The sequence below is a fragment of the Pseudoalteromonas sp. S1610 genome (assembly GCF_005887465.1).
Lineage (GTDB): Bacteria > Pseudomonadota > Gammaproteobacteria > Enterobacterales > Alteromonadaceae > Pseudoalteromonas > Pseudoalteromonas undina.
Genome location: NZ_PNDI01000012.1, coordinates 26,294 through 40,695, shown reverse-complemented (window position 1 = coordinate 40,695; position 14,402 = coordinate 26,294). Strand labels below are relative to the sequence as shown.

General features: G+C 38.6%; 13 protein-coding genes and 1 pseudogene. 4 read left to right on the top strand and 10 right to left on the bottom strand.

From position 1 onward, the window contains the following. Nucleotides 1-162: pseudogene (locus tag CWB77_RS18810) on the bottom strand (HvfA family oxazolone/thioamide-modified RiPP metallophore); the annotation flags it as partial. Nucleotides 163-351: 189 nt separating this feature from the next. Here CWB77_RS18810 and CWB77_RS07200 point away from each other — a divergent pair. Beyond that, complete coding sequence (locus CWB77_RS07200; RefSeq protein WP_138622087.1) at nt 352-1,332, top strand: tRNA-dihydrouridine synthase; 981 nt, start codon at nt 352-354, stop codon at nt 1,330-1,332. A 59-nt stretch (nt 1,333-1,391) separates the two neighbouring features. Further along, nucleotides 1,392-1,718 (top strand): TraR/DksA family transcriptional regulator, encoded by a 327-nt coding sequence (locus tag CWB77_RS07195; protein WP_010388576.1) that lies wholly within the window; start codon nt 1,392-1,394, stop codon nt 1,716-1,718. A 14-nt stretch (nt 1,719-1,732) separates the two neighbouring features. Here CWB77_RS07195 and CWB77_RS07190 read toward each other — a convergent pair whose 3' ends face one another. The 9 genes from CWB77_RS07190 to pyrC all read right to left on the bottom strand — a co-directional run bounded on the left by CWB77_RS07190 (nt 1,733) and on the right by pyrC (nt 10,488). After that, nucleotides 1,733-2,776, bottom strand: a complete 1,044-nt coding sequence (locus tag CWB77_RS07190; protein ID WP_138622084.1) for a DUF885 domain-containing protein — start codon at nt 2,774-2,776, stop codon at nt 1,733-1,735. Nucleotides 2,777-2,837: 61 nt separating this feature from the next. Continuing rightward, complete coding sequence (locus CWB77_RS07185; protein WP_055012926.1) at nt 2,838-4,097, bottom strand: tetratricopeptide repeat protein; 1,260 nt, start codon at nt 4,095-4,097, stop codon at nt 2,838-2,840. Between the two features lie 11 nt (nt 4,098-4,108). Further along, the gene (locus CWB77_RS07180; RefSeq protein WP_010388569.1) at nt 4,109-4,723 is read right to left on the bottom strand and encodes an energy transducer TonB; all 615 of its coding nucleotides are present in this window, start codon (nt 4,721-4,723) and stop codon (nt 4,109-4,111) included. Next, the gene (locus tag CWB77_RS07175) at nt 4,723-5,127 is read right to left on the bottom strand and encodes an ExbD/TolR family protein (protein ID WP_006792384.1); all 405 of its coding nucleotides are present in this window, start codon (nt 5,125-5,127) and stop codon (nt 4,723-4,725) included. Before CWB77_RS07175 ends, CWB77_RS07180 begins: the two co-directional genes overlap by 1 nt. Nucleotides 5,128-5,141: 14 nt before the next feature. Next, the gene (locus CWB77_RS07170) at nt 5,142-5,666 is read right to left on the bottom strand and encodes a MotA/TolQ/ExbB proton channel family protein (protein WP_010388565.1); all 525 of its coding nucleotides are present in this window, start codon (nt 5,664-5,666) and stop codon (nt 5,142-5,144) included. Further along, nucleotides 5,666-7,030 (bottom strand): MotA/TolQ/ExbB proton channel family protein, encoded by a 1,365-nt coding sequence (locus CWB77_RS07165; protein ID WP_010388563.1) that lies wholly within the window; start codon nt 7,028-7,030, stop codon nt 5,666-5,668. The genes CWB77_RS07170 and CWB77_RS07165 overlap by 1 nt, the downstream gene beginning before the upstream one ends. Before the next feature lie 6 nt (nt 7,031-7,036). Further along, entirely contained in the window at nt 7,037-7,807 is a 771-nt protein-coding gene (locus CWB77_RS07160; RefSeq protein WP_013465204.1) for a DUF3450 domain-containing protein, read from the bottom strand. A 1,026-nt stretch (nt 7,808-8,833) separates the two neighbouring features. Beyond that, nucleotides 8,834-9,037, bottom strand: a complete 204-nt coding sequence (locus CWB77_RS07155) for a cold-shock protein (protein ID WP_004588138.1) — start codon at nt 9,035-9,037, stop codon at nt 8,834-8,836. Between the two features lie 410 nt (nt 9,038-9,447). Further along, on the bottom strand, nt 9,448-10,488 hold the full coding sequence (gene pyrC, locus CWB77_RS07150) for a dihydroorotase (protein WP_138622082.1): 1,041 nt from the start codon (nt 10,486-10,488) through the stop codon (nt 9,448-9,450). Nucleotides 10,489-10,694: 206 nt separating this feature from the next. Here pyrC and CWB77_RS07145 point away from each other — a divergent pair, with 206 nt between their 5' ends. Together CWB77_RS07145 and CWB77_RS07140 are read left to right on the top strand one after the other, a co-directional pair. Continuing rightward, complete coding sequence (locus CWB77_RS07145; RefSeq protein WP_138622080.1) at nt 10,695-13,064, top strand: EAL domain-containing protein; 2,370 nt, start codon at nt 10,695-10,697, stop codon at nt 13,062-13,064. 437 nt (nt 13,065-13,501) lie between these two features. Next, nucleotides 13,502-14,389: a LysR family transcriptional regulator gene (locus CWB77_RS07140; protein ID WP_138622078.1), complete on the top strand. Its 888-nt coding sequence runs from the start codon at nt 13,502-13,504 to the stop codon at nt 14,387-14,389. The last annotated feature ends 13 nt before the right edge of the window (nt 14,390-14,402 follow it).

Here is a 14,402-nt window from a genome sequence, read left to right as displayed (position 1 = left end):
ACCTTCGCCGCACTTGCCTTCACCAGCGTCTAATTGATAACCAGCTACCATTTGTTGAAACTCAAATGGATTAGCTTGAACATTAGTACTCGCCATACTTGCGCTGCCAACAACCACTGCGCCTAATGTTAATGCAATTGAGTTTTTCTTTATTGTATTCATTTTTAATTACCTTTTAAACTTGTTGAACATCATTATAAAAGTAGACCGGTATTAAACTAAAAACTTTCAAATTTTCTATTTTTTTGCAAATAAGTTATTTAACTCTCTATGAACGCTAATAAGCGTTTTATCAATTTATCATTTACAGGTAAACTGGCGCTCCTTTTTTAGTAATACATTAATCACACTATGAAACTTATTTTAGCACCGATGGAAGGTGTCGTTGACTTTAAAATGCGCCAACTACTTACCGACATAGGCGGCTTCGATCTTTGTGTGACCGAATTTATCCGTGTTGTAGATACTTGCCTTCCAGATAAAGTATTTCACCGTTATTGCCCTGAACTTAAAAATGCGGGGCTCACTCGTAGTGGTACTCCAGTTCGCATTCAGTTATTAGGCCAAGTAGCCGACGTGTTAGCAGAAAATGCTGTAAAAGCAATTGGCTTAGGCTCTCATGGCGTTGACTTAAACTTTGGTTGCCCAGCAAAAACTGTCAATAAAAGCAAAGGCGGTGCAGTATTACTCAAAGATCCTGAACATATGTACTCGATTATAAAAACGGTAAGGGATGCCGTTGATGATGAGTATGAGGTAAGTGCTAAAATTCGCTTAGGTTTTGATGATGATAGTAATAGCCAAGAAATTGTCGATGCCGTTGTTAGCGCTGGTGCTAACAGCATTGCAATACATGCACGTACTAAACGCGATGGCTACAATCCACCCGCCTATTGGGAAAAAATCCCTCCTTTAGTCAAAGATAAAAAAATTGCAGTAGTCGCCAATGGCGAAATTTGGCAAATAGAAGATGCACTTCTATGCCAAAAACGTAGTGGTTGCCGTGATTTGATGATTGGTCGTGGCGCTCTTTCACATCCTGATCTAGCAAGAAAAATTAAAGCGCAGGTTAATAAAGAAAGCTACAGTGAACTGACATGGGAAAATATTTTACACCATATTATTCATTCATCTATGCACCAAACAGCCAGCAAAGATACTAAATACTTCGCATCTCGAACAAAACAATGGCTTGGTTATTTAAAACGCCAATATCCACAAGCAGGACTATTATTTGATGAAATTCGTCGTTTAAAAGCCAAGGATGAAGTAGCCGAAGTGTTAAAGAAGTATGCGAAAGCGCCACAATTTGATACAAATCATAACACCTAAGTAAATCTAAATAGATAATAGCAGTATCACTACAAATTAACTTAAGGGTTATACTGCTAATGCATCACCAGCAACGACTAAACGATGAAATAGAAAGTGTTAAAGCAACTATATTAGGTTTGCTGTCACAATCGACTCACCCTACACATCAAAATTTGCTCTGCATCCTAACCCATACATCCAATGAAGAGTGGCTCGATTTAGCCGCTCAACAATTAGGTACTGAGTATAATCCGTTAATTGAACGAATGAATAAGCTTGAAGCAGCTATTAGTCAAATGGATATTGGTCAATATGGCTACTGCTGTGACTGTGAAGAGAAAATATCAGAGCAGCGCTTAGAAAGAGACCCTGCTGCTCAGCGGTGTGATAAGTGCGCTAAGTAGTAGCGCACTTAAATTTAATTGAGTAATTGCGGTGCAAAACTAAATGATTGCCCTGGATAAAAAATAATATCCTCAACTAATATCCTCGCATCTTCTTCACTAATATTTAAACGTTTTAGTAAATTCAAACGCGCTTGCGATAGTGTCCACGCATGATAATGCACCCCAAGATCAGTTTCCATCATAGCCATATAGAGCTGCGCATCGGCAGGTTCTAATTGTGTAGCGTTAGCCCGCTGAGGTAATAGCGTATAACCCGTTGACCAGTCTAAACCCATTATTTTAGAATCAGTTAAAAGTAATTTGGTAAGCTGTGAGGCATTTGAAGCTTCTACCATTGTGTGCTGTTTTTGACTCTGCATTGATTTAAATTTACTATCAATGCGACTTAGCCACTCAAGCGGTGAAAGCACATCATTTGCAAAATAATTTAATTTACTTTGATACCACTGGCTGCCATTAGCAAGGCCAGACAACCCAATGCTGCCTCTTGGCTTATAGTCCGCCAAATAATTGTTTAACTCAGTCAACGCTGCATTAAGTTCAACCGGTGTGTTAGTGCGATTTATCCCTTGTTGCACGTACTTTTTTAAATAGCTATGTTCAACTTTATTTAGCTTTAAATTACTTTGCTCGGCAGCTTCTAGCTGAGACTTTACAAACCTTAGCCATTGCTCAATATTTTTATACTGGGCATCATTTTTCGCCATAGAGAGCATATTAACCAAAACATTTGTTTGTGCAGGCCATGCAAAATAGCGCTCTGGAAATCGCTCAGCAATAACTAAATAATTAACCTGATTGGTTTGCTCTGCTGATAACTGCATTTGCATTAGCTGTTGATAAATGGCGTGGCGACGCTCTAAATAAGCATCTGTAAAAGGGAGCTGCTCATTGCTAAGCTGTGTAATCTGTGAATGCTGCTGCGCACTTAAAGCCGTATTAAGTGATATTAACGCGGTTTGTGCTTCTTCATAAGATGAAAATAAGTCAGCTGGCTTAGAGCAGGATGCTAAAAGCAAACAAAAGAGCAATGAAATAATAGGCGTTTTGTTCATGTTAATTCCAATAAAAAAAGCCCCAATGGGGCTTTTTAAAAATACTAGAGTACATTAAATATTAAATTTTAACACCGTTGCGAGCGGCTTTATCTTTAATATATGTAGCCCAACCTTTTGCAAACCTACGTGTGCTTGGGTCGTCCATAGCTTTAGTAATAGCAGCATGCGCTTGCTTATACTTGCCTTGGTAGTAAAACGCTTCAGCTAAATCTGAATAAATAGTACCTTTCTTTTCAGAGCCAAGCTCTAATGCTTTGTTCAAACGAACAACAGCAGCACTGAATTTTTCAGATTGTAAAAGTAATGAACCTGCTTTGCGGTAAAGCTCAGCGTCATTATCAAATTTAGCAGCTTCTTCGTAGTACTTAGCAGCTTTCTCTATATCTTTCGAACGATGGTAGTTACTAGCAATCGCACTCATGTTTTGCTTAGTGCGTTTAACTTTTTCTTCTTTAACGGCCTTTTCAAGCGTTACAGCTGCTTTATAAGGAATTTCGTTTAAAGAATAAAAGTTAGCTAAAACTTTGTATTCAACTTCGTTTTCAAAGTAACCGTTCTTGTAAGCAACTTCCATAGTTGCTAGGCCTTTTTTATAGTCTTCGGTTTGTAAATAATACTTACCTAAGCCTACCCAAGACTTTTTGTCTTCAGGCCATACACGAACGATTTCTTCAGCAACTTTAACCATATTTTGATATTGCTTTTTCTCAAAATAGGCAGCTAATTTAAGTTGATAAGGAGCTTTATTAGGCTCTTTTGCTAACTTAATTGCTTTGTCTGCCGGCTCAAGAACCTCATTAAATTGTTTAAGCTCATAACTTGCTTGCGCAATACGAGTGTAAACTTTTGGGTCTTCTTCGCCTGTAAAGTCCATCCAATCATAATATGCTTGCTTGGCAGCACTGTATTGTTCAGTACCTGCATACATATCACCTAAGGTTTTTAAACCTTGAGCCTGATCGGCAAAGTTTAATACATCTGGTGCAATCGCTGCTTTCATATACTTAATAGCAACTTTGTACTGCTCTTTTTGAGCGTACATACTGCCCAAGTAACGATTAACAGTTGCTTTGTCAAAGTCGTTAGACGGATCTAACTCTTTCAATAAAGCAATTGCACCATCAACATCATCTTCATTATAGAATTCAAACGCTTTAATTACTTTCTTACCAGTACGTTCGCCCATGATTTTAGTCTTTGCTTTCTTACGCTCTTCAATTTTCGCGTAATCTGGCGCCGCTAAAACAGGTGCAGTCAATACTACACCTGACACAGACATAAGAATTGCAAGTGCAGTTACTTTAGAAAAATTTCTCATTACTCGCCTCCTTAGTTGCCTTGGTTAAGTTTAAAGTCTAGTTGAACTTGTAAACCAACTTGCTTTTGTGGTTTTCCGTCAATGATCTTAGGACGGTATTTCCACTTACGCAATGCACGTTTAGCTTCACGGTCAAAGATACGTTTTGGATCTGCGTCGATTACATCAACGTCAATCACACCACCTAACTCATCAATTGTGAATGAAAGTTGAACCCAACCTTCTTTACCATCACGTGCTGCTTGTGTTGGATATTTTGGTTCAATACGAACGATCGGTGTCGCATCACCATCTCGTCCAAATGCACCTGGACCACTTAGCCCACCGGCCGTACTTCCCACATCGATGCTTGGCATATTAAACGACAAGCTCGTACTTGGGTTGCTATTTTCCGGCTGTGGCGGCTGCGGTTTAGGCGGCTGCTTTGGCGGTGGCGGAGGCGGAGGCGGTACACGCTTCCTCTCCTGCACCTTAGATTCAGGCGGATTCGTCATAATTTCGACTATGATCTGCTCTTTTTGTTCCGTATTACGGTCAGCCCCACCAGAGATGAGGTATGCCATGAAGTAGAACAAGCCGAAAGTAACTGCCCCACCTGCAATCAGTGAAAACAGAAAACGAATCATTACTGATCTCCAGCTATTGAAATTCTCAGGTTATCACCTGTCGCTTTAATCTGGTCCATCACTTTAACCACTGTACCGTGTTTTGCTTCTTTATCAGCTTGCAAAATTACAACATCAGTAGGTTGTTCTGCTAATAAACTTTCGATTTTTGCTGAAACACGTTCAACATCAACTTGCTGTTTATCAATCCAGATTGCACCGTCGCTGCGAATTGCAATAAAAATGTTAGCATTTTTTTGCTTCGTAGCTTGGGCAGCTTTTGGTTTATTGACCTCGATACCAGCCTCTTTAACGAACGATGTAGTTACGATAAAGAAAATAAGCATGATAAATACGATGTCAAGCATTGGCGTCATATCTACCGCTGCTTCTTCTTCTTCACGAAAACGTTGTTTACGTGCCATATTTAATTCTCTCTCTAGTGATGAGGCATACTATCTACAAGTTTGGCTTTCACCATTCTCGCTCTTGCCTCAAGGCGTGAGCTAAAGAATACCCCAGATAGTGCCGCAACCATTCCAGCCATTGTTGGGATTGTTGCCATTGATATGCCTGATGCCATTAAACGTGCATTACCTGTACCTTGGGTTGCCATGGTTTCAAAAACCGCGATCATACCCGTAACAGTACCAAGTAAGCCTATTAAAGGACATACAGCTACTAATGTTTTAATCAACAACATACGCTGATCTAATTTTTCAGACGCTTCAGAAATCCATGCTTCACGGATTCTGTGTGCGTACCAAGACGTAGTGTCTTGGCGGGCATCCCACTTGGCTACTATTTCCTTCGTTAAACGAGGAAATTCAGCAAGTAGGAACCAATAGCGCTCAATCATTAAAACCCACATAAGAAAGAGTGCTATCGCGACCACGTATAATACCTGGCCGCCTGTGCCAACAAAATCCCTGATAGATTCCCAGATCTCCATCAGGACTAGCATTAGGCTTTCTCCTTCTCCGCGTGAGTCGCGATGATACCCGCGCTTTGCTCATCAAGGATGTGTAATACCGACTTACTACGACCTGCAACAATAGAGTGAAGTAGGATAAGTGGTAGAGCTGCAATTAGACCTAGCGCTGTAGTTACAAGTGCTAGAGAGATGTTACCAGCCATGATCTTCGGATCGCCCGTACCGAACAATGTGATTGTTTGGAACGTTAAGATCATACCGATTACCGTACCTAGTAGACCTAGTAATGGTGCGATAGCAGCAAGGATCTTGATGATGTTAATACCCGCTTCGATGCGTGGCGTTTCACGTAGAATCGCTTCATCAAGTTTAAGCTCAAGGTTTTCAACATCTTGGTTTTTGTTGTCAGAGTACACTTTAAGAATACGACCCAGTGGGTTATTTGTATTCGGTGTAGACAAGTTCTTAAGCTGACCTTTGATCTTAGAAGTAGTAAGCGCTAAATCAACGAAACGTACTAAGAAGATTAAAAGACCTACAACGAGTAATACTGTGATGATGTAACCAACTTCAGCACCTTGCTCGTAGTACTCCATAAGAGACTTTTTCTGCGTGTTGATACGTAAAATTGCACCACGTGTAGGATCCACGTATACGCCAGCGTAGTTATCAGCTGAAGTACCTTCTAGATCAGAAATACCTTTAAGGATATAGCTATCAGGTTGCTTACCTAGAGGCTGGATAGATTTAGTCTCTGGTGAGTAGATTAAGTAGCCGTCGTCTGTAACTAAGTTGAAGTTACCGATACGTGTTACTTTTTTCATAGACGGGTTACCGTCAAGACCTGCAACTTCAGTTTCAAACGTTGAAACTTTTGCTGATTCAGTCATTTCTGTTTGAAGTGAAATCCAAAGCTCTTCTAATTCACGAACAGTTGGAAGTTCTTTAGCGGCTGCTAATGAACGAAGTACTTCAGCACGACCTGGTTTTTCAGCACTTACTAAAGATGCTTCAATTGAACCAATCGCGTCAGCTGCTGCACGACGAACAACACCAAACATTTCACCTAACGTACCTTGCGCGTTTTGAAGAGCTTGCTCTTTTTCCGCTAAAGTATTTTCGTTTTGTGCATATTCTTTGCTAAGACGATCACCACGTGCTTTTTCAGCAGCTAGTTGGCTTTTCGCTTTGTTAAGTAACGCTTGCTTATCAGCACGATCTGACAAGAACTCTTGTTCACGTTGCTTATTGATTTTTCCTTCAGAGATACGCTCTTGCTTTACTTGCTCAAGAATTTTATCTAAAGCGTCAGTATTTGCATGTGCATTAAGCGCGGTACCGGCAGAAACAGACAGTACTGCTGCAACAGCAAAACCTTTAAATAGTTTCTTCATTATTGATTACTCCGCGCCAAAAATTGGTAGTTTAACAAGTTCTAGTGTCGCTTGCTTACGTGCCATACGGATCACTTCTTTAACAGGTTTTAGGTATTCTTCACCTAATTCTTTCCACTGTTTAGTGTTGTTATCCCACACCCAAGCGTGTTTTAGATCGAATGATTGCGCTACGTAAGTAATACGACCTAAACGACCGATATCTACGTTAATGCTACGACCATCAACATCTAAAGTACCTTGAGAAGCAGTTACAGCTGAGCTGTATGCTGTTTCAACAGTGTACGCTTCAAGAACCTGACGGAACTTCTCAGACGTTGTTACAGATGCAGATGCCATGATCTCACGTAATCTTTCAACGCGTCCAAGACGAGTTTCAAGGTTAAATGGAACGTCCGCTTTGATGAATTGCTCAAGCGTATCGATCATGCGATACATCAAAGGCACAACGTTTTGTTTAGTGTTATCGATAGTCGCGATTTGACGATCGAACGATGCGATAGACGCGTTTTGGTCTGCGACCAAACGTGCTACGTGATCGTTGTACACTTTCATAAGTTCAGTCTCATCAACGATGCTACGGTACTCAGCGATTAGCTCCTGAGTTTGACCATATACATTGTCAATTTTAGTTTGAGACTTAACCGCAGCCTTTTGAATTGTTTGACCTGCTTTTTGCACGTCATTCAAAGGATCTGCAATCACATTGCTGCTTGCAAATGCAAAAGCGCCAACCAACGCAGTTGCTACAAGACTCTTTCTGATTTTAACAGACATAGTTCCCAACCAATTAAGTAATGTTACTTTTATAATTTAATTATCAACCCGCTAAGGGGAAGACAACCCTGATATCTTTTAATAGATATCAACTTACCAATAATGCTAAATGCATTAAGTCATGTCAACTTCATGTTTAGCATAACCTATAAATAAATCAGCTTGTTTGTAAGATATTTACTGGGCCCGAACAAAAAAATTAACATTATTATAACTAACGTGATAAACACAATTTCTGCAAGCCCTGATATAGTAAGAATAACGATAACCACCACCGTTAATGTAAACAAAAATATAACATTTAAAATTAACTTAATCGTTGCTGAAAAAAAATTAAAAATAAGCTAATTTTCTGTCCCGAATATTCATTTTGAAGCTTTTTTAAGACTTTTTAGACCAAAAATACAGCTAATCGTTATTATTAGGTTATTCATCGCATCATAATAATGACGTGCAGATTTATTAAAAAGCAATACAAAGGGGGGGAAGGTAATTACAAAAAATCATTTTTATTAACACCTGTGTTTTTTCATCCAATTAATATAACGCTCCCCGGCCACTGTTAATATTTTCATAGGTACGAATGCCAATCCTACACACTTTTAAGCTTTTATTAACCAATAGGATTTGCAGTGATAACGCTGATAGGTTCACTGTAACGTTAAGTAATACCAACTCGCTTAATTAAATGAGCTATTTTTAAAAAGGAAAACTATGTAGATAGCAAGGCAAAAAATTTACTTGTTTTTTTCTAGACGAGAAATTTTTAACGCAGTTATCGACTCATCTGCCCTCTCAATATGGTTAAGTATTTTACGTAATGGCACAGCTAATATGTAGTTGGCCGATGAAATACTCAAAGCACGAAGTTTTATAAACATATAGATAAAATGAGGGTTTAAAGGAATTATAGCTACTAAAAGAATTAGGGCGTTACAGAGGAGTAAATGAGTTTTGTAGATGTATATAAATTATGGTGAAACAGGTTAGTGCTTCACCACGATGAACTTAGGTTCACATAATAAATTATGCTACTTCTACGTTCTCAGCTTCTGGGCCTTTTTGACCTTGCTTGATGCTGAAAGTCACTGCTTGACCTTCGCTAAGAGTGCGAAAACCAGAACCAGTGATTGCGCTGAAATGTACAAACACGTCAGGACCATTTTCTTGTTCAATGAAACCAAAGCCTTTAGCTTCGTTGAAAAATTTTACTTTACCAGTAACCGACATACTAAATTTTCCTGTAAGTCAATAATTAAAATTCAGCCATATAATTATGGCAATATCCTCCCTGAGTCAATGCCCAAAAAACTGGAGGTGATAGTACAGGAAGAAGTAATAACCAAACCGGTAACCTTAAACGCAGCACAATACCGTAATTCAATACGCAAAAACTCAAAGCCAATTAAGGTTAACACATTAATATTTTTTTAGCTCTATTAATTGGGATTTATTTTTGAAGATTCATCGATTTATTACTTTCTTTATAAGTTTCTAATTTTTATAAGGATAAACAACCTAAAAGTTGTGTTTTTTATAAGCAGATTATAAATTTTTAAAATAGGGTTCCTCCAAAACGCTTTTTTGGTAATTGAAAATAAAAAACCACCTTAGTTTAGGTGGTTTTAGCTTAATCTTTACTATTTAACTTGCCAGTCAATAACACTATCGGCTTTAATCGGTACTACTTCTGAGTCGCCTAGCGAATAGCTAGACGGCACTGTCCAAGGCGCTTTCTCCAAGGTAATAGTGCCTGTATTACGCTCAAGGCCATAAAAGTCTGGACCAAAGTGGCTTGCAAAGCCTTCTAACTTATCAAGCGCTCCTGCCTCTTCAAAAGCTTCAGCATAAAGTTCAATAGCTGCATGCGCGGTATAAGCACCGGCACAACCACATGCTGCTTCTTTTTTATCTTTATAATGTGGGGCTGAATCCGTGCCTAAAAAGAATTTTTTACTACCACTTGTCGCTGCAGCCATTAGCGCTTGTTGATGAATGTTACGCTTTAGTATAGGTAGGCAGTAATAATGTGGGCGAATGCCCCCAGCTAACATATGGTTGCGGTTATATAATAAATGATGCGCAGTAATTGTAGCTGCTACATTATCCGAGGCATTTTCAACAAACTCTACTGCATCTTTAGTGGTTATGTGTTCAAGAACAATTTTCAGCTCAGGAAAGTCTGCGACAACGTCGCCTAAAATAGTGTCTAAAAATACTTTTTCACGATCGAATATATCAATAGAAGAGTCAGTGACTTCACCATGGACAAGTAAAAGCATGCCAACCTCTTGCATTGCTTTTAATACTGGGTAGATATTTTTTACTGATGTTACACCAGAATCCGAGTTAGTTGTTGCACCCGCTGGGTACAATTTAGCTGCAAAAATTTTACCTGTCGCTTTTGCTTTTTTTATTTCATCAGGCGTCGTTTTATCAGTAAGGTAAAGCACCATTAAAGGTTCAAACTGCCCTTGTGGTTTTGCAGCCATAATTCGCTCTCGGTACGACAATGCGGTTTCTGTACACGTAGCTGGCGGAACTAAATTTGGCATAATTATCGCGCGGCCCATATAACGGCTAATGTCACGCACCGTATCTTTTAACTGATCCCCATCGCGTAAATGCACATGCCAATCATCGGGTCTAGTAATCGTTAAAGTTGTCATTTTGCTCGTCATCGTAAAGTCCTAATGCTTAAGTTAACTGATCATAGGCATATGGTGTTTTCGAGTAAAGGGCTTATTAGAAATAATCCTTAGATACTACATTTAAAGTTAACTTTACACTTGATGATTCTCATTTAACGTTTTATTTTGTAGAAACGTTAATATTAGGTTAACGTATGTACCTTTAATAATAATTATAAGGCCTCCCAAAGCTGCTTATGTCGAACACTATCGATACCACTAAAGCGCTCGAAACTAAAACGGATCAATTGAGTATAATCAATCAGTTCTCGTCAAGTTTATTGCAACTGAATACGTTAGAAGCGCTTTTTAGTTATGTCACTACACAGGTTGTTAATCGACTTGGGTTTGTAGACTGCGTTATTTACTTAGCAGATGACAGCCAATCTTTGCTGAATCAAGTAGCTTCTATGGGTATTGAAAGCGAACATATCAGTTATCAGTCTGAACGCAAAATCATTCGCTTTAGCGAAGGCATAACAGGCTATGCAGCATCCACAGGGCAAGCATTAATAATTGGTGATGTAAATAAAGACAGCCGTTACATAGCTGATGAACGCCCTGCCCAATCAGAAATATGCGTCCCCTTAATATACAAAGATCGCGTGCTTGGGGTTATAGACTGTGAGCACCCAATAAAAAATTACTTTACTAGTTCGCATTTAGAGATTTTAACTACGGTAGCTCATTTATTAAGCGCAAAAATCAATCAAGTGAATACCGTTAATAGCTTGCAAGACACAGTAATGCAGCTCAACAATGCACAAAAATTAGAAAGCAGCCTACTGCAAATAGCTAACTTAACCTACAAAGCACAAAATTTAGATACGTTTTTTAAATCGCTGCATGTAATTATTGACAGCTTATTGACTGCAAGTAACTTTTTTATTGCGTTGTACGACAAAAAAGAAGATGCGCTCGACTTTGTTTATACCGTTGAAGGCGGTGTACAAACAAATACCCATAAAATAATTTCCAAAGATCAACTAAAAGAAACAGCCTCTTATTATTTGCTGATTAATGAACGACCATTACTACTTAATAAACAGCAATATCATGAACATATTGCACAAGGCCATTTTAAGTTAGTAGGTGAACAAGCTGATTCATGGTTAGGTGTGCCTTTTAAAGTTAATGAGCGTATGAGTGGCGTCATTGTTGTACAAAGTTATGACGAACAACATTACTACAATGAGCATGATAGCTCGTTGCTAACCTATGTAAGTCGTCAAATAAGCATGGTTATAGATAGGCATTTAGCCCGCCAAGAGCTGGAGCACAAAGCGCTGCACGATGAGCTAACTGGGCTGGCAAACCGTTCGCTACTGATTGAAAGAATGAAGCATGCGATTTTACGCCTAAACCGCGCTCAAAAAGGCACTTTTCATGCCCTGCTTTATCTTGATTTTGATCGCTTTAAGAGTATTAATGATTCGTTAGGTCACGAAGTAGGTGATCACTTTTTAATTGCTATTTGTAAACTCATTACTCAAACGGTACGCAATACCGATACCTTTTCTCGCTTAGGTGGCGATGAGTTTGCTATTTTTATGGAAAACCTCAGTCATCGTGACCAAGTAAACGATGCTCTTACTCGCATTAAAACGGCACTATCTGAACCAGTTAATATTGATGGCCATTTACTGCAGCCCTCCACCAGTATTGGCGTTGCATTTAGTGACAGCGTAGACGATGAAGCATTTGTATTATTGCAACAATCAGATGCGGCTATGTATGAGGCAAAATCATCAGGGCGTGGCCAAGTTAAATTTTTTAATAACGTGATGCGCAATAAGCTAAAAACGCATGCAGATCTTGAAAACGATTTACAGCACGGTATTGAGCATAATGAATTTGAACTGTATTTTCAGCCTATCTTTACTATTAACAGTGGCGAGGTTATAGGATTTGAAGCTCTCGTACGTTGGCATCACCCAAAAAAAGGGTTTATATCACCGAACGACTTTATTCCAATTGCTGAAAAGACCGGGCAAATTATTAACTTAGATTTGCATTTACTAGACCTCGCAGCGCAACATATTGCTTTGTGGCAACAACAAGGGCATCGCTTTTTACGTGTCACGGTTAATGTATCTTCTCGACACTTTGCCAGTTTAGAATTTGTAGAGCAGCTCCATAGTATTTATAAAAAACACCACCTACCACTGGGCTCATTGTGCCTTGAGATAACTGAATCGGGACTGATCGAAAATTTAGAATTAGCGACGCAAATTATACAAGGGTTATCACCTTTAAAAGTGTTGCTTTGCCTAGATGATTTTGGCACAGGCTATTCTGCTCTAGGCTACTTGCACCAACTGCCAATTCATGTGATGAAAATTGATAAAAGCTTTATTGATAACTTAAAAACCACTGCTAACCCATTAATAGATGCTATCTTAACCTTGGCTATTTCTTTAGATCTTATTGTTATTGCAGAAGGAATAGAAACCGCTGAGCAACTTACTATTTTACAAAAAACCCAATGTGATTATGGGCAAGGCTTTTTAAAATCAAAACCTGTTACAGCAACAGAGGCCATAGCATTAATACACAGCCCTCTTTAATGGCTAGGCACAGCTGGAATTTACAACCAAGTATTTAGGATTAAACTGACCACTGTGCTTACTCGCTTTAATACCTTAATAATTTAACCTCGTTTGTAAGAGCATACCAATTAAACCTTGATTCTAACCTCAACAGCATGTTTTACAACAACACATTAATCGCTAAACATGCATAACTTACTCCATAACCAAATTCACACTGCTTTATTTTAATTTCAGCTTAACTATTTAAACCCGATTTAACATGAGCTAAATTCAACAATAAACAAATAACAAAACAATATTTGACTATGCAAAGTTAATAAATTTAATGTTTGCAGTAAAAAACACACCAAACCTCACTTTTATAGCCATCTAGACGTTGAAACGATTTTTATATAAGCGTAGTATGTAGTTAATCTAAGCAATACTCACCATACCCATGAGATTTATTAAAGATGATTGACATTAAACACCTAAAAACTATAGCGACCCTTAAAGAAACGGGATCGTTAGTTAATACAGCCCGCGAGCTATTTTTAACTCAGTCAGCTTTATCGCATCAGATCAAAGATTTAGAAAATAAATTAGATTGCCAGTTGTTCGAACGAAAAACTCAACCCGTCCGATTTACACCTCAAGGTATGTTATTACTTGAATTAGCACACGAAATATTACCTAAGTTAGAAGCTACTAAATGCCGATTAAAAGAAAGTTTAAATCAGCCAATCTCACAACTGCGTCTAAGTGTTGAATGTCATGCCTGTTTTCATTGGCTATTGCCTACTATTAAAGAGTTTAATAATTTTTGGCCTGACATAAAGATTGATTACGAACGTGGTTTTAGTTACGACGCCATCCCAGACTTATTAAATGATGAATTAGACCTAGTGCTTACCTCAGATGTGCGTGAACCCGACAAACTAGAATACGCCCACCTATTTGACTTTAAACTTAAGCTAATAGTGGCACCGGATCATGACTTAGCTAAAAAAGCCTACGTAACTGCGCTTGATTTAAAAAACGAAACGATTATTTCTTACCCGATTCCCCGTGAGCGCCAAGATATATTTAAGCATTTTATTCAAAATGCACGTTTTGACGGCACGCTTAAAACAGTTGATCAGGGCTTACTTATATTTCAATTAGTCAGTGCAGGTATGGGTGTAGCCGCCCTACCTGATTGGCTAGTTACTCCATATGAAAGCCAAGGGCTAATTAAGTCAATTCCACTGGGCGCGCTTGGTTTAACCCGTCAGATGTACTTAGCGATGAAAAAAGACATGAAAGACAATCCGGTTTACCGTCATTTTTTAAATACCTGTAAATTAAATAACGGTCGATAAATCTAAAACTTAT